The following is a 15,096-nucleotide window of genomic DNA, read 5'->3' on the forward strand; positions in this document are numbered from 1 at the left end:
CCGGATGATTATGATATAATGAGCGAACAACGACACGAGCAATAACAGGAGGCGGAGAGATGAGAAGCTTTCTAAAAGATAAAGCGGAAATTTTTCAGGAGTTTCAAACCGAATTGTTCCGTTCGTACCCGCAAGCGGCTCTGGAAGAAGCGGTGGCGCGCCTGCTAGTGGAAGTGAAAGGGATCAGGAAAATTCCGACCGAAGCGATTACCGACGCGCTGTTCGGCGTTCTCAGCAAGACGGAGACGTACAATGTAATGACGACGCTTATGGAGCTGGAAAAAAAGTGCGGCACGATCATGAGCTGCTTGCCAGCATGAAGGATCCTTCCTATAACGTGCACCGCACGATGGCGATGTCGATTTGCGGCATGTACGGGAGCGGCGCGATTTCGCTGTTCGGGTTCGTGGACTGCAAATTCCGCATTTTTTTTCCGAGCAAGCGGCCCAAGTCGTTTTTGTCCAAAGGGGTGTGCGCAATCGTCGCTTGCGCGGCGAGCGCCGTGTTCTCGGACAGCGTGAAGGATGACTATACGCAGCGCAATTTGGAGCTGCTCGCTTCGCGCGGCGTCGAGCTGGAGGAGATCGTCGATATCGTGGACGGCTTGCAGCGGCCGTACAATCCGGACATGGAGCGCAAGCTGTGCGAGGAGCACGTGCTCGGCGTTCTCCGCAAGCAGCAAACGTTCCACGCCATTCAGCTCGCCATCAAAATCGATACGGCGGTCGAGGCCGAAGAGTTCAGCAAGCAGTACAACTATACGGTAGGCCAGGACGAAGGCTTGTTCGGCGTCGACGAAAGCGTGGCTTCCGCCATTCCGCTTCTTTACGGCACGATCGCGATCACCAACTTCGGCTATCTCGACAAGGCGAAGCCCGGCGTGATCGCCGAGCTGGACAGCAATCACGAAGCAGGCAAATGCAATACGTTCATCGACGACATCGTATGCGGCATCGCGGCGGCGGCGTGCGGCCGTCTGGCCCACAACAATACGCCGAAATACAGCAAGCCGTTGAAATAAAAAGATGGATCGGCACCGCGGGAAAGTATGGCTGTGCTGCGGATTCGGAGCGGGTCTTTGGCTGCGATCTCCGGCCCGCATCCCTCCTCCGCTCCGCCTTTCCCGGACAGCCTGATTCATCCGTTCCTCCCCGGCCGGCCGCGGCAGCGCATAGCTGCGGCTTGGCCGTTTTTTTCGGACAATCCGTACTAAAGCGGACAAGGCGTACATACACATGTACTACCACGGAACCGAGGAGGAACAGGACAATATGAAACCGTATAAATGGATTCAATGGGGAGCCGTTACGGGGGCGTTCGTGTTGCTCGCTTCAGGCTGCTCGATGCTGGGGCTGGGGCAGAAATCGCAAATCGATCCTCCGCCCGCAGGTACAGACGGGGGCACGGCCCCGAACGTAAGCGCCGTACAGGCGTCTGCAAAACCAGTCGACGTCAAAAATTCGATGCAAACGACGGTCTATTTGAAAGACAGGAACGGCTTTATCGCCCCGGTCACGCTGCCTTTGCCGAAATCGCCGTCGGTGGCGACTACGGCCCTGCAATACATGGTCGACGGCGGGCCTGTCGCAGACCTTTTGCCGGAAGGCTTCACGGCGCCGCTGCCGAAAGGCGTCAAGCTGTCCGTCGACGTAAAGGATAAGCTGGCGACCGTCGATTTCAGCAAAGAATTCGTAGACTACAACCCGCAGGACGAACGCAAAATGCTCGAAGCGATCACCTGGACGCTGACCGGCTTCCCGTCGATCCAGCAAGTGCAAGTGAAGGTGCAGGGGACGCTCTTGAAGGAGATGCCGCAGGACGGCACCCCGCTTGACGAACCGCTGACGCGGGCGATGGGCATCAACATCGAGAAAGGACAAGGCGTCGACTACGGCCGCTCCACTCCTGTGACGCTATATTTTATCAATAAATCGAATCAAAATTATCCGTACTTCGTGCCGGTCACCCGTCTCATCCAGCGCACAGACGACATCGCGAAAGCGGTCATCGACCAGCTCATTCAGGGGCCGGGCGACGACGCGAGCAAAGGTCTCGTCTCCGCGCTGGCGCCATCGCTGGAGCTGAAGAGCGACGTGAAGATCGACGGCGAGGTGGCCACCGTCAACTTCTCCGACAAGCTGCTGGGCGAAGACAAAAAAGCGCCGGCCGACGCGCTGCAGTCCGTCATCTTGTCGCTCACCGAAAATACCGGCGCGGCGAAAGTGCAAATTCAGGTGAACGGCGACACGAAAGTGACGTCCACCGATGCGCAGTCGTATGCCAAACCGGTGACGCGGCCGGATCATTTGAACCCGGCGCCGATGTAATCCCCGAGTCGTTTCCGCGACTTAACCCAAAAGGAGCCCAATCTGCGACAACGCTGCGGCGCAAACCGGCGGCGAAACGTTTCAGGCGAGGCTCCTTTTGCTGCTTTCGGGGTGACGTTCGATTTTCCATTCCCGCTTTGCTACAATGGTAGAGAGCTACAAGGATCAACGGCTTACGCCGTCCTTCCGGGACGAGCGCGTTTGCCGCAGCGGAATCGGAAAGTTTAGGCGCCGCTTATACTTTCCGAGGTAGCAAGAAAGGATGAGCGCAACAGTGGCGAGAAGCGATAACCGGGGACAAGACGAACTGCGTCCGATCCAAATTACCCCTAATTACAATAAGCATGCGGAAGGCTCCGTGCTGATCGAGGTCGGCGAAACGAAGGTCATTTGCACGGCTACGGTGGAGGAGCGGGTGCCTCCGTTTCTGAAAGGACAAGGCAAAGGCTGGGTAACTGCCGAGTACTCGATGCTGCCGCGCGCGACGCAAGTCCGCAATCAGCGCGAGGCGGTGAAAGGCAAGCTGGGCGGACGCACGATGGAAATTCAGCGTCTGATCGGGCGGGCGCTGCGCGCCGTCATCGATCTGGAAGCGCTCGGCGAGCGTTCGATTACGCTCGACTGCGACGTCATCCAAGCGGACGGCGGAACGCGCACGACGTCGATTACGGGGGCGTTCGTGGCTTTGGCGTTCGCCATCGAGAAGCTGTCCAAGGAAAAGCCGCTCGCCCGCTACCCGATCACCGATTTTCTCGCTTCCGTCAGCGTCGGTATCGTGAAAGGAGCGCCCATTCTCGATTTGAATTATGAAGAAGATTCTAACGCCAGAGTGGATATGAACGTGGTCATGACCGGCGAAGGGAAGTTCGTTGAAATTCAAGGGACGGGCGAGGAAGCGCCGTTCTCCCGGAGCGAGCTCGACGATTTGCTGCTCCTTGCCGAAATCGGCATCGGGCGGGCGATCGAAGAGCAGAAAAAGGTGCTCGGCCCGATCGCGAACCGCATCGCATCTGCAGGAGATGCGTCCAGGCAGCGCAAATCCGCGGGCGGAAGGAGCGGAAGCGATGCGGCCAGCGACTAAGACGCTCGTCGTCGCCACCAAAAACCGCGGCAAGGCGCGGGAATTTTCGGCGCTGTTTGAGCCCCTCGGCTGGGAAGTGAGATCGCTGAACGATTATGACCGCTTCCCGGACATTGTCGAAGACGGCGACACGTTCGCCGCCAACGCGCTCATCAAAGCCCGCGCGGTCGTGGCCGCGCTCGGCGTGCCGGCGCTTGCGGACGACTCGGGCCTGTGCGTGGACGCGCTGGACGGCGCGCCCGGCGTCTATTCGGCCCGTTACGCCGGCGAGCCGGCGGACGATGCGGCGAACAATGCGAAGCTGATCGCCGAGCTGAAGCGGCGCGGCGCGCTGCTGGCCCCGGCCGAAGCCGGGCGGCCTGCGCTGCTGAGCGCGGCGCGGTTCGTATGCGCGCTGGCGTACGCCGAGCCCGGAGGCCGCGTGCGGACCGCCGAAGGCGTTTGCGCCGGGGCAATCGTCGCGGATGCGCGCGGTGCGAACGGGTTCGGGTACGATCCGCATTTTTACTTGCCGGAGTTCGGGCTGACGATGGCGGAGCTGACGGCGGAGCAAAAAAACGCCGTCAGCCACCGGGCGCAGGCCCTTCGCCAAATGATCTCGTTCTGGGAGGAGTGAGAAGCATGTCGGCATCGGTTTTGGTCACGGGAATTACGGGAAACGTCGGGGAATTCGTCGCCGAGCACTTGCTGCGCCGGGGTGCCAGCGTACGCGGGGCAGTGACGAAAGCAGAGAAGGCGAGGGAGAAGTGGGGAAGCCGTGTCGAGCTTGTCCGCTTTGATTTTCTCGAGCCGGCGACGTTCGACCGGGCGCTGGACGGGGTGTCGGGGCTGTTTCTTCTCCGGCCCCCGACCATCGCCGACCCGAAGCCGATGATGCCGTTCATTCAACGGGCGAAGGAACGCGGCGTCCGCCACATCGTGTTCCTGTCTCTGCTCGGCATTGAGCGCAATCCGCTGCCTCCTCACTACCGCATCGAGAAATATGTGAAAAATTCCGGTGTGCCGTACACTTTTTTGCGGCCCAGCTTCTTCATGCAAAATTTGAACACTGCGCACTGCGCCGACATTCGCGAACGGAGCGACATTTTCATCCCGGCCGGAAAGGCGCCGGTATCGTTCGTCGATACGCGCGACATCGGCGAGGCGGCGGCGGCGGTTCTTTGCGACCCGGAGCGATATGCGCACCACGGCTACACGTTAACGGGGGGCGCTGCGCTGACGTTTGACGAAGCGGCGGCCATTTTTACAAGCGTGCTCGGCCGTCCGATCACGTATTCCAATCCGTCAGCCGGCGCATTCCGGCGGGAAATGATGTGCCGCGGCATGCCGCGCGAGTTCGTGAACGTGATGGTGGCGCTGTACTTCACAACCAAGCTCGGCCTCGCCAAGCGTGTCACGCCTGAACTCGAAGCGCTGCTTGGCCGCAAGCCGACGACGTTCGAGCAGTACGTGCGCGATTACGCCGACTGCTGGCGGTAAGTGGTAAGTGCAAAAAGACCGTTATGGAGCCAGGGAGCGGCTCTAACGGTCTTTTGCTGTTTGTGTAGCGTTTGGCGTCCGCTCTGGCTCCTGCGCATTGGAGAACATGTTTGCTACGCTAAGTTTAGTTTGGCCGCTCGTTTTGCGGCATCCCAGTTAGGTTGGGAACGTCTGTTGCGTGGTCCTCGGTTGCAGTTGGCGGAATGCTCAGGCCATGTGAAACTGGGAGCTATGTTAAGCCCAAGTTTGCTTAAAGCTGGGGGGGGTCTCGATAAGCCCAAGTTCTTTATGCAGAGATGATGAGGACGTTAATTTGGAATCAAAAGGCGTAGAACTTCAGTTAGCGCCCCAATATACGCTAACAACGAATTTTGTACGCTGCCTATGGAATCCTCTGGCGTTAAGCGAAAAAGTCTGAATATCCGCTCAAGACAGCGTCATGGAAATCGAAAATTAGCGAAAAAATTCGCTGTTGACTAACTGAGCTTTCTTGCTGTGTCGGTACTAACGATGAGAAGTGCTGTTAGGCCCTTGGCGAATCTCTCGACTATCGGCAGTAGAAGACAAAATATCCGTTATGATAAAGTTTGCACCAAGGAGTTATACCCAGCTCAGTGAAATGCTCTATGGGACAAGCGTTCCGCTTTCACTTGGTGTTCCGCATTCCGAACGTGATTTCTCTAAGGTGTTTTTGTGGAGGCAAATTTTGCTTACTCCCCAATTGCCTTTTGAGCAACTACAGTAGCCATATCCCGCAAAATACCCTCCCCAGTTGCCGTTAGAGCACTTGCGGTGCCTTACCCAGGCAAGTTGGCCCTCACCAACTCCGCAATTGCCATATGAGCAACTACAGCAGCCTACCACACAAAAATGCCTCCGCAGTTGCTGCTAGAGCAATTGCGGAGGCATTTCCAAAAGCCGACCGGCCTTAGGCCCGGCAGCTTCACTACTCGCTTTCCTCGCACCTGCGCCGGATGTCCCCCAAGTACGAACCGCATAACCCTCACCGCAGTTCCATCGCCCCACCCCGTTACTGAATGGACACTTTGTACGTGCGCAGCCAGACGTCGACCTGGGCCAAATAGGCGAACATTTGCGGCCCGTTCATGAGCTGGCCGAACCACGGCAGGTTGAACGTTTCGTCCGCCGTTTCCGCCAGCGCGCGCACTTTCGGGACATCGATAAACGAATGAAGCGGGGAGGAAGCGTCGTCCAAAATGTCGAGCACCCATGCGCGCACCGCTGCGGCATAGGCAGGGTTGTGCGTTTTCGGGTACGGGCTTTTTTTGCGGGTCAGCACGTCGTCCGGCAAAATGCCGCGCAGCGCCCGGCGCAAAATGCCTTTTTCCCGGTCGCCGGCCGTCTTGATTTCCCACGGCACGTTCCAGACGTACTCGACGAGACGGTGATCGCAGAACGGCACCCGCACCTCGAGGCCGACCGCCATGCTCATCCGGTCTTTACGATCCAGCAGCGTCGGCATGAACCGAGTGATGTTCAAATACGACATTTCCCGCATCCGGCTCTGCTGTCCCGTCTCGCCGGCGAGCCGGGGCACTTCGGCCAAAGCTTCGGCGTAGCGGCGGTCGACATACTCGCGCGGCTTGATCCAGTCGGCGAATTCGGGATGCAGCAGATCGATCCGTCCCTGCAGCGCAAGCGACCACGGGAACGTCGCGGCGTTCAGCGCATCTTCGCGGTGGAACCACGGATAGCCGCCGAACACTTCGTCCGCCGCCTCGCCGGAAATCGCCACTGTGGCGCCCTTCTTGATTTCACCGCAAAACAAGTAAAGCGAGCCGTCCACATCGGCCATGCCGGGCGTATCGCGGGCATAGACGGCGGCCTTCAGCGAATCCACCAGATCCGGCGTATCGAACTCGACATACGTATGGTTCGTCCCCAAAAACTCGCTCATGCGGTGAATCCACGGCGCGTCGGCGTTAGGCTGGAAGGCGTTCGCCTTAAAATGCTTGTCGTTGTCCTTGTAATCGACGGAATACGTGTGCAGCACGCCTTTGCCCGTTTCCTTGTAAAAGTTTGCGGCCAGCGTCGTGAGCGCCGACGAGTCGAGACCGCCGGACAGCAGCGTGCATACGGGCACGTCGGAGGCGAGCTGGCGAATGACCGTGTCTTGCAGCAGCTCGCGGATCGTCCGTGCTGTTTCGTCCACATCGTCTTCATGCGGCTTGCTTTCCAGCTTCCAGTACGCCCGCACGTTTGCCCCGCCGCGGTTCACGGTCATGCAGTACCCCGGCTTCAGCTCCGCCATGTTGCGGTATATGCCGTGCCCCGGTGTCCGCGCAGGACCGATAGCGAAAATTTCCGCGAGCCCCTCGGCTCCGATCTCGGCCTTCATATCCGGATGCGCCAAAATCGCTTTCGGCTCCGAGCCGAACAGGAAGGCGCCGTCCAGGTGTGCGTAGAACAACGGCTTCACACCGAGCCGGTCGCGCGCAAGAAACAGCTCCTCCTCCTGATCGCACCATACGGCGAACGCAAAAATGCCGTTGAGCCTTTCGACGCAAGCCCGCCCCCATTCGATATAAGAGGCCAGCAGCAGTTCCGTGTCGCACGTCGTTTTGAACCGGTGCCTTCGCTGCTCCAGCTCCCGCTTCAGCTCGGGTGCATTATATAACTCACCGTTATATACGATCGTATACGTTGCGTCACCCACTTTGCGAATCATGGGCTGCGCCCCGTTCTCCGGATCCATTACGCTCAGCCGCCGGTGCCCGAGGGCGCAATGCTGCGATAACCATGTGCCGGAAGCATCCGGTCCGCGCGCTTGCAGCGTCTCCGTCATGTTGACGAGAACGGACGGGTATTGTGTCAAATCTTTACGCCAATCGATCCATCCCGTGATTCCGCACATTGACGTTCATCCCTTTCCCCAGTAGGTACATTTCGAGATGATAAAGGGTATGCGCCGCCGTGTTGGAAAATGTCTGTCCACCGCGAAAGAACGCCCAATTTGGCTGCGGTATCGCGGCTTTCCGGTGCGGGTATAGTAACGGGGCAAGACTATTCTTCTCTAGGAGGGCTCGAGATGGATAGCCATTTTATCAGCAGGCTGCATCGGAAACAGCTGAACGCGCAGCGGAATCAAGCGACCCGCGGCAACAAGCACCCTGAGAAAAGGCTCCCCAGCAAGCACTAGGCGTTAAGCCGGAGGTGTAAGGCGAGCAACGTGCCGGGCGTCTCACCGCCAGCTTAACGCCGAGGCGTTAGTCGGAGGAGTAACGTTGAGCAACGTGCCGGGCGTCTCACCGCCAGCTTAACGCCAAGGAGAGAAGAAATACGTTTTGCTACGCAAAAAAGCCGGCAGCGTTCATCGTAACGCCGCCGGCTTTTTCAGTAGGTCAATAAGCATAAGCTGCTATACTCGCTTAACGCCGCTACGGGAGACGCGCTCGCCATAAAGACGGCGTAAGGCGGTTCCTCTCGAAAGGCGATTCCGGTTCACGGGCAATCTTGCTGCTCGGCTTGCCGCACATAACGATCGTACCTGCCATCGATTTCCTTCGCCATCGTGCGGAACTTGCGCGTCTCCGCGACGATCGGATCCGTGCTGGCCTGGATACGGATCTCGTAGCGCGGCCGCAGCCTTTCCCTGGCGGCCTCGTCCGGCTCTTGCGCCTCCATTTTGCCTTCGGTAAGCGTCTCCGTCATTTGCTGCTCGAGCTGTTCCTTTTCGTTCATGCCAGTCCCTCCTTCATCGCAATGCGTTGCCCCTATTATACAACAGCCCCAAGCTGTTTAGCCGCAGCAAGCGCGGTAGTCTTCTCCCACGTCCGGCAACTTGTGCTAGACGCTTGTGGCGCAAAGCAGAGCAAACTATCCCTTGTACGTCAACCTAGCCGTCATAAGAAGGAGTGTTCGGCATGAAGGACCATCAGACGAATGCGGAGGCGGCGGAGCTAGGCACGCTCCAGAACGGCGCCGTGGGCATGCACAAAACGCGCAAGACCGCTGCCCGAACGGTCGGGCAGCCTTTTCCGCCGGGAGTTACCGATCCGCGCACCGCGAAACGAACGTAACCGGCACAACAAACAAAAAACAGCCCGTCAGGCGTTTCCGCCTGCAGATGGGCTGTTTTTTGCGTTATCCCCATTATAAAAGCCGCCTGAGCGGCGGCAAAATTTGATCGCCTGGCCATGAGTACGTCCCAGGAGGGATTCGAACCCCCGACCGTACGCTTAGAAGGCGTATGCTCTATCCAACTGAGCTACTGGGACAAACGGTGGAGCGGGTGATGGGAATCGAACCCACGCCGCTAGCTTGGGAAGCTAGAGTTCTGCCATTGAACTACACCCGCATGAATCGTGCGTTGACTACTATAGCATAGCAATTTGCGAAAATCAATATGAAGTCCGCTCCTTTTTTTGCTTTCTCGCTCCAAATTCGGTAAACTGGGATGGCATCGGACGGCATACGAAGGTGTTTCCTGCCGGGGAGGTGATGATCATCGTCGAGACGCCGAATAACGTCATTTTGCTGCCAGCGACCGTCCGGTTTTACGAGAAGGAGCTCACCGTCCATTTGGAGCGCGAACGCTACGAGGAAGCGGTCAAGCTGCTGTTGTTTTTGCGCGATTGCCACGGCGTCGCTGCGGACAAGGCCGAGGAGTGGTCGGCGCTGCTGAACTGGCTGCAAACGATGTTTCCGGAAACGGCATTGCTCCGTCCCGGCGAAGGCCGCGCGGCGGCTGGCGAACCGGAAGACGAGGAAGACGAGGAAGACGGGGACAGCGGCGAGGAACAGTACGTCCGGCAGTACGTGAGCGACAAAAGCGGGCAAAACCGCGCCTACGGCTTGCAGCTCATCGAGCTGCTGCACGCTGCCGCTTCGCCGGAACGACAGCTTATGGCGTTGGAACAGCTTGCATTCGCCGAACGTTCCGATTTGAACGAATTGATTATACAATGGCTCGCGACGACCGAGACTCATCCGATGGTGCAGTTCCGTGCGCTCCAAACGCTCAAGAAGCGGGGCTGCAAAGGGGCGGTCCGGTTCCCGAAGTTTGGCCGGACAGTACAAGCCGAAGTGGAGGACACGCCGGTCAGCTTCGACGATTACCCGGGGCCGATTCGCGATATTATCGCCCGCATCGAGGAAATCAGCGAGGTGAGCCAGCCCGATTTTTCGTATTTCGCCCGGCAAACGTGGCTCGAGTTTCTCGCTTATGCTTACGCGACTCCGATTTACCGGGACGTCGCCGCGGCGGACCGGGAAGGGGCGGTCGACGCCTGGGCGGCCGCACTGCACCGCATGCTGCTCGAGCTCATATTCGGCGCGGCGGATGTTGCCGAGCTGGCGGAGCTGTACGGGATTACGAGCGCTTTGGAGCCCGAGTGGGAAGCCGCCTACAAAGAGCTCAAACGGTTTGCGCGGCTCATGCTGCCGGTACCGCCGGCTGCACCTTGAATTCAAAATGTTTTATGGTATACTATAATGGTTATAATTATGGCAACGCGTACGGACATGCCTTGCGTAAGCCGCAGTTCGTGAAATTACGTCAGCGTACATTTTTGGAGGGGAAAGCATAAAATGAAAGCAACATGGGAAAAAATAGAGAAGAACGTAGGGGTTCTTGAAGTCGAAGTGGACGAGGCGCAAGTCGCTTCCGCACTCGACAAAGCGTTCAAGAAAGTGGTTGCGCGCGTCAGCGTACCGGGCTTCCGCAAAGGCAAAGTGCCGCGCCAGCTGTTTGAAAAGCGCTTCGGCGTCGAAAGCTTGTACCAGGACGCTATCGATATTATTTTGCCCGAGGCTTACGTACAAGCGGTCGAGGAAGCCGGCATCGAGCCGGTAGACCGTCCGGAAGTGGATATCGAGCAGTTCGCGAAAGGCCAGCCGCTGAAGTTCAAAGCGAAAGTAACGGTCAAGCCGGAAGTGCAATTGGGCGAGTATAAAGGCATCGAAGTGGAGGCGCAGGACTCCGAAGTAACCGACGAAGAAGTGGCGGAAGAATTGAACCGCCAGCAGCAGCGCCACGCAGAGCTGGCCACCAAGGAAGAGGGCGCGGCAGAGAAGGGCGACATCGCGGTTATCGATTTCGAAGGGTTCGTGGACGGCGAAGCGTTCCAGGGCGGCAAAGCGGAGAAGTATTCGCTCGAGCTCGGCTCCGGCAGCTTCATTCCAGGCTTTGAAGAGCAAGTCGTCGGCATGGAGAAAGGCCAGGAGAAAGAAGTCAACGTCACTTTCCCGGAAGATTATCATGCCGATGAGCTGAAGGGCAAAGCAGCATTATTCAAAGTAAAGCTGCACGACATTAAGAGCAAAGTGCTGCCGGAGCTCGACGACGAATTCGCGAAGGACGTCTCCGAGTTCGATACGCTGGAAGAGTACAAGCAGGACATCAAGTCCAGGCTGTCCGAGCGCAAGCAGGAAAGCGCGAAAGCGGCGCTGGAGACTGCTGTCGTGGAGAAGGCGGCTGCGAACGCGGAAGTGGACATTCCGCAAGCGATGATTGAGACCGAAGTCGACCAAATGCTGCGCGAGTTCGAGCGCCGCATCCGTTCCCAAGGCATGACGCTTGACCTGTACTACCAGTTCTCTGGCCAGAACGAGGACGCGTTGAAGGAACAAATGCGCGCCGACGCCGAGAAGCGCGTGCGCAATAACCTCGTGCTTGAAGCGATCGCCAAAGCCGAGAACATCGAAGCTTCCGATGCTGACGTCGATGCCGAGCTGCAAAAGATCGCCGACAGCATGAACCGCCCCGTAGCGGAGATTCGCGCTGCGGTCGAGGGAGGCGGCAACCTCGAAGGGTTGAAGCAAGACGTCGTCATCAGAAAAACCGTCGAGTTCTTGACGGAAAACAGCGTTGCCGGAAGCGGCGCCGAAGCGGGCAAGCCGAAGAAGCCGCGGGCGACGAAGGCGAAAGAAGCCAAGGAAGACAAGGAATAAATATTATAAGGGTCAAGGCACGTATGCATAAGCGCGTGCCTTTGTTTTATCCTCCGCGCCTTCCAGTATGACATCGGTACATAAATCTGATACAATAAAGTGAGCACCGAACCGCAAGGCTAAGGCGATGCAAAGGAGTTGAATCCCATGAGTCTCATCCCAATGGTTGTGGAGCAAGAAGCGCGCGGGGAACGGTCGTACGACATTTACTCGCGGCTGTTGAAGGATAGAATCATTTTCATCGGAAGCGCCATCGACGACGACGTGGCGAACCTTGTTATCGCCCAACTGCTGTTTTTGGCGGCGCAAGATTCCGAGAAAGACATCAGCCTTTACATCAATTCTCCCGGCGGTTCCGTTACGGCGGGACTCGGTATTTACGATACGATGCAGTTCATCAAACCTGACGTATCCACCATATGCGTCGGCATGGCTGCAAGCATGGGCTCCTTGCTGCTGACAGCCGGCGCCAAGGGCAAGCGCTTTGCGCTTCCGAACGCCGAGGTTATGATCCACCAACCGCTCGGCGGCGTTCGCGGCCAAGCGGCGGACATCAAAATTCACGCCGATTGGATTATCAAAACGAAACAAAAGCTGAACGAGATTTACGTTCATCATACCGGACAGCCGTACGACAAGATCGAACGAGACACCGACCGCGACAACTTCATGAGCGCGGAGGAAGCGAAAGCTTACGGGTTAATTGATGAGGTAATCACTCAGACTAACTAATCAAGGGGTGATCCGCTTGTTTAAATTTAACGACGAAAAAGGTCAGCTGAAGTGCTCGTTTTGCGGCAAATCGCAAGATCAAGTGCGCAAGCTGGTAGCCGGTCCCGGCGTATATATTTGCGACGAATGCATCGAGCTGTGCACGGAAATCGTCGAGGAAGAGCTCGGCCATGAAGAAGAGCTCGATCTGAAAGACGTTCCGAAGCCGAAAGAAATTCGCTCCATTCTGGACCAGTACGTCATTGGCCAGGACCAGGCGAAGAAATCGCTGTCCGTCGCCGTGTACAACCATTACAAACGCATCAACTCCCAGAACAAACTGGAAGACGTCGAGCTGCAGAAGAGCAACATTTTGCTGCTCGGTCCGACCGGCAGCGGCAAAACGCTGCTGGCCCAGACGCTGGCCAAAATTCTCAACGTTCCGTTCGCGATCGCGGACGCCACGTCTTTGACGGAAGCCGGCTACGTCGGCGAAGATGTCGAGAACATTTTGCTCAAGCTTATTCAAGCTGCCGATTACGATGTCGAGAAAGCCGAACGCGGCATTATTTACATCGACGAGATCGATAAAGTTGCCCGCAAGTCGGAAAATCCGTCCATTACCCGTGACGTTTCCGGCGAAGGCGTGCAGCAGGCGCTGCTTAAAATTTTGGAAGGCACGGTCGCTTCCGTACCGCCGCAAGGCGGACGCAAGCACCCGCATCAGGAGTTTATCCAGATCGATACGACGAACATTTTGTTCATTTGCGGCGGAGCGTTCGACGGCCTGGAGCAAATCATCAAGCGCCGCATCGGCAAAAGGTGATCGGCTTCTCCACCGAAGGCGGCAAAGGCGATCTGAAGCCGGGCGAGTACTTGTCGATGGTGCTTCCGGAAGACTTGCTCAAGTTCGGCCTCATTCCGGAATTTGTCGGCCGTCTGCCGGTCATTTCCACCCTCGAGCCGCTGGACGAAGCCGCGCTCGTGCGCATTTTGACCGAACCGCGCAACGCGCTCGTCAAGCAGTACCAGAAGCTGCTTGAGATGGATAACGTCGCTCTCGAGTTCAACGCCGAGGCGCTGGAGGCTATCGCTAAAGAAGCGATCAAGCGCAATACCGGCGCTGCGGGCTGCGGGCCATCATCGAGAAAATTATGCTCGATGTCATGTTCGAGGTGCCGTCCCGAACGGACGTCACGAATTGCGTCGTGACCAAAGAAGTGGTGGGCGACTCGATCGCGCCGGTGCTCGGTACGAAAGAAGAAAAGCCGAGCAACAAGAAGAAAGAAGAATCGGCGTAAAGAACCCTGGAAGTGATGCGAAGCTTCGAAGCCTATGCCGAGTGCTTTCCGGGAACCTCACAATTTTAACGCATACTAATCACCCGGACAGCCTCCAATTCGTCCGGCGCCGCCTGGCGCCGGGCGGAGCGGAGGATGTTTTGGGTTCATGGGAGAGATCGCCTTCATGTTCCATCGCACAGAGACGAGGCCGGTGAAAGTCGGCAACTTGACAATCGGGGGCAGCAACGAAGTTATCATCCAAAGCATGTGCACGACGAAGACGGCCGACGTGAAAGCGACCGTAGCCGAAATTCACCGGCTGGAGGAAGCCGGCTGCCAAATCGTGCGCGTTACCGTCAACAACAAGGAAGCGGCGGAAGCGATCAAGGACATCAAGCGGCAAATTCATATTCCGCTTGTCGCCGATATTCATTTCGATTACCGTCTTGCGCTGGCTGCGATCGAGAACGGCATCGACAAGGTGCGCATCAATCCCGGCAACATCGGCCGCCGCGAGAAAGTCGAAGCGGTCGTCAAGGCGTGCAAAGAGCGTGGCATTCCGATCCGAATCGGCGTTAACGCCGGCTCGCTGGAAAACCATCTTCTCGAAAAGTACGGCTACCCGACGCCGGAAGCGATGGTCGAAAGCGCGCTGTACCATATTCGCATTTTGGAGGAGCTCGATTTTCACGATATTATCGTATCGTTGAAAGCGTCCGACGTTCCGATGGCGATCGCCGCTTATTCGAAGGCGGCCGCCGCTTTCAATTACCCGCTGCACCTTGGCATTACGGAAGCGGGGACGCTGTTCTCCGGCACGGTGAAAAGCGCTGCCGGCATCGGCACGCTGCTGCACATGGGCATCGGCTCGACCGTCCGCATTTCGCTCAGCGCCGATCCCGTCGAAGAAGTGAAAGTTGCGCGCGAGCTGCTGAAAACATTCGGCCTCATCACCAATGCGGCGACGCTCGTCTCTTGCCCGACGTGCGGCCGTCTCGACATCGACTTGTTCTCCATCGCCAACGAGGTGGAGGAGTACATTTCCAAAATCAAAGTGCCGATCAAAGTGTCGGTGCTCGGCTGCGCTGTCAACGGGCCGGGCGAAGCGCGCGAGGCGGATATCGGCATCGCCGGAGCCCGCGGCGAAGGCATGCTGTTCCGCTACGGCGAAATGGTGCGCAAAGTGCCCGAAGACGAGCTGCTGAACGAGCTGAAGAAGGAAATCGATGTGATCGTGAAAGCCTACGAAGAAACGGGTGTCATCCCCGGCCGCAAACATTAAACGCCATATTTGCCAAAACAA

14 protein-coding genes, 2 tRNA genes and 1 pseudogene are annotated in these 15,096 nt (G+C 57.7%); 13 read left to right on the top strand and 4 right to left on the bottom strand.

The annotated features are described in order from the left end of the window. Positions 1-59 precede the first annotated feature (59 nt). The 6 genes from SD70_RS14380 (at position 60) to SD70_RS14405 (ending at position 4,887) form a co-directional block, all read left to right on the top strand. Positions 60-320 carry a hypothetical protein gene (locus SD70_RS14380; RefSeq protein ID WP_041048232.1) on the top strand — a complete coding sequence of 87 codons (261 nt, stop codon included), beginning with the start codon at positions 60-62 and terminating at the stop codon, positions 318-320. Continuing rightward, entirely contained in the window at positions 287-1,021 is a 735-nt protein-coding gene (locus SD70_RS14385; RefSeq protein ID WP_052487442.1) for a phosphatidylglycerophosphatase A family protein, read from the top strand. Before SD70_RS14380 ends, SD70_RS14385 begins: the two co-directional genes overlap by 34 nt. 250 nt (positions 1,022-1,271) lie before the next feature. Further along, positions 1,272-2,327 carry a GerMN domain-containing protein gene (locus tag SD70_RS14390; protein ID WP_041048234.1) on the top strand — a complete coding sequence of 352 codons (1,056 nt, stop codon included), beginning with the start codon at positions 1,272-1,274 and terminating at the stop codon, positions 2,325-2,327. A 274-nt stretch (positions 2,328-2,601) separates the two neighbouring features. After that, a complete protein-coding gene (rph, locus tag SD70_RS14395; RefSeq protein ID WP_231571217.1) occupies positions 2,602-3,408 on the top strand; it encodes a ribonuclease PH in 807 nt (268 codons plus the stop codon). After that, the gene (locus SD70_RS14400; RefSeq protein WP_041048236.1) at positions 3,392-4,024 is read left to right on the top strand and encodes an XTP/dITP diphosphatase; all 633 of its coding nucleotides are present in this window, start codon (positions 3,392-3,394) and stop codon (positions 4,022-4,024) included. Before rph ends, SD70_RS14400 begins: the two co-directional genes overlap by 17 nt. A 5-nt stretch (positions 4,025-4,029) precedes the next feature. Further along, complete coding sequence (locus SD70_RS14405; RefSeq protein ID WP_041048237.1) at positions 4,030-4,887, top strand: SDR family oxidoreductase; 858 nt, start codon at positions 4,030-4,032, stop codon at positions 4,885-4,887. A 1,030-nt stretch (positions 4,888-5,917) separates the two neighbouring features. Here SD70_RS14405 and asnB read toward each other — a convergent pair. Further along, positions 5,918-7,762 (bottom strand): asparagine synthase (glutamine-hydrolyzing), encoded by a 1,845-nt coding sequence (asnB, locus tag SD70_RS14410; RefSeq protein WP_041048238.1) that lies wholly within the window; start codon positions 7,760-7,762, stop codon positions 5,918-5,920. A gap of 174 nt (positions 7,763-7,936) precedes the next feature. On the opposite strand from asnB, the gene SD70_RS36030 reads away from it, so the two are divergent. After that, positions 7,937-8,047, top strand: coding sequence for a DUF4023 family protein (locus SD70_RS36030; RefSeq protein ID WP_156158023.1), 111 nt, complete (start codon positions 7,937-7,939; stop codon positions 8,045-8,047). A gap of 302 nt (positions 8,048-8,349) precedes the next feature. Here the strand turns inward: SD70_RS36030 and SD70_RS14415 are convergent, their stop codons facing one another. Further along, a complete protein-coding gene (locus SD70_RS14415; RefSeq protein WP_041048239.1) occupies positions 8,350-8,589 on the bottom strand; it encodes a hypothetical protein in 240 nt (79 codons plus the stop codon). Between the two features lie 182 nt (positions 8,590-8,771). On the opposite strand from SD70_RS14415, the gene SD70_RS36035 reads away from it, so the two are divergent. Further along, entirely contained in the window at positions 8,772-8,927 is a 156-nt protein-coding gene (locus SD70_RS36035; RefSeq protein ID WP_156158024.1) for a hypothetical protein, read from the top strand. 124 nt (positions 8,928-9,051) lie between these two features. Here the strand turns inward: SD70_RS36035 and SD70_RS14420 are convergent. Continuing rightward, positions 9,052-9,125, bottom strand: a tRNA-Arg gene (locus SD70_RS14420). Between the two features lie 6 nt (positions 9,126-9,131). Further along, positions 9,132-9,205: transfer RNA gene (locus tag SD70_RS14425), tRNA-Gly, on the bottom strand. Positions 9,206-9,327: 122 nt separating this feature from the next. On the opposite strand from SD70_RS14425, the gene SD70_RS14430 reads away from it, so the two are divergent. From SD70_RS14430 to ispG, 5 genes and pseudogenes are all read left to right on the top strand, one after another. Further along, positions 9,328-10,314, top strand: a complete 987-nt coding sequence (locus SD70_RS14430; RefSeq protein ID WP_156158025.1) for a hypothetical protein — start codon at positions 9,328-9,330, stop codon at positions 10,312-10,314. Positions 10,315-10,437: 123 nt separating this feature from the next. After that, positions 10,438-11,799, top strand: coding sequence for a trigger factor (gene tig / locus SD70_RS14435; RefSeq protein WP_041048241.1), 1,362 nt, complete (start codon positions 10,438-10,440; stop codon positions 11,797-11,799). Between the two features lie 147 nt (positions 11,800-11,946). Continuing rightward, positions 11,947-12,531 (top strand): ATP-dependent Clp endopeptidase proteolytic subunit ClpP, encoded by a 585-nt coding sequence (gene clpP / locus SD70_RS14440; RefSeq protein ID WP_041048242.1) that lies wholly within the window; start codon positions 11,947-11,949, stop codon positions 12,529-12,531. Positions 12,532-12,547: 16 nt separating this feature from the next. After that, positions 12,548-13,811 (top strand): annotated as a pseudogene (clpX, locus tag SD70_RS14445) (ATP-dependent protease ATP-binding subunit ClpX). Between the two features lie 166 nt (positions 13,812-13,977). After that, positions 13,978-15,075, top strand: a complete 1,098-nt coding sequence (gene ispG / locus SD70_RS14450) for a flavodoxin-dependent (E)-4-hydroxy-3-methylbut-2-enyl-diphosphate synthase (protein WP_041048277.1) — start codon at positions 13,978-13,980, stop codon at positions 15,073-15,075. The last annotated feature ends 21 nt before the right edge of the window (positions 15,076-15,096 follow it).

The organism is Gordoniibacillus kamchatkensis (assembly GCF_000829455.1).
In the GTDB taxonomy this organism is placed as follows: domain Bacteria; phylum Bacillota; class Bacilli; order Paenibacillales; family NBRC-103111; genus Gordoniibacillus; species Gordoniibacillus kamchatkensis.

What these genes read in the sequence shown, in the direction of transcription:
- SD70_RS14380 (WP_041048232.1), top strand. Translation starts at nt 60, where the DNA reads ATGAGAAGCTTTCTAAAAGATAAAGCGGAAATTTTTCAGGAGTTTCAA.
- SD70_RS14390 (WP_041048234.1), top strand. Translation starts at nt 1,272, where the DNA reads ATGAAACCGTATAAATGGATTCAATGGGGAGCCGTTACGGGGGCGTTC.
- SD70_RS14400 (WP_041048236.1), top strand. Translation starts at nt 3,392, where the DNA reads ATGCGGCCAGCGACTAAGACGCTCGTCGTCGCCACCAAAAACCGCGGC.
- SD70_RS14405 (WP_041048237.1), top strand. Translation starts at nt 4,030, where the DNA reads ATGTCGGCATCGGTTTTGGTCACGGGAATTACGGGAAACGTCGGGGAA.
- asnB (WP_041048238.1), bottom strand. Translation starts at nt 7,762, where the DNA reads ATGTGCGGAATCACGGGATGGATCGATTGGCGTAAAGATTTGACACAA.
- SD70_RS36030 (WP_156158023.1), top strand. Translation starts at nt 7,937, where the DNA reads ATGGATAGCCATTTTATCAGCAGGCTGCATCGGAAACAGCTGAACGCG.
- SD70_RS14415 (WP_041048239.1), bottom strand. Translation starts at nt 8,589, where the DNA reads ATGAACGAAAAGGAACAGCTCGAGCAGCAAATGACGGAGACGCTTACC.
- SD70_RS36035 (WP_156158024.1), top strand. Translation starts at nt 8,772, where the DNA reads ATGAAGGACCATCAGACGAATGCGGAGGCGGCGGAGCTAGGCACGCTC.
- tig (WP_041048241.1), top strand. Translation starts at nt 10,438, where the DNA reads ATGAAAGCAACATGGGAAAAAATAGAGAAGAACGTAGGGGTTCTTGAA.
- clpP (WP_041048242.1), top strand. Translation starts at nt 11,947, where the DNA reads ATGAGTCTCATCCCAATGGTTGTGGAGCAAGAAGCGCGCGGGGAACGG.
- ispG (WP_041048277.1), top strand. Translation starts at nt 13,978, where the DNA reads ATGTTCCATCGCACAGAGACGAGGCCGGTGAAAGTCGGCAACTTGACA.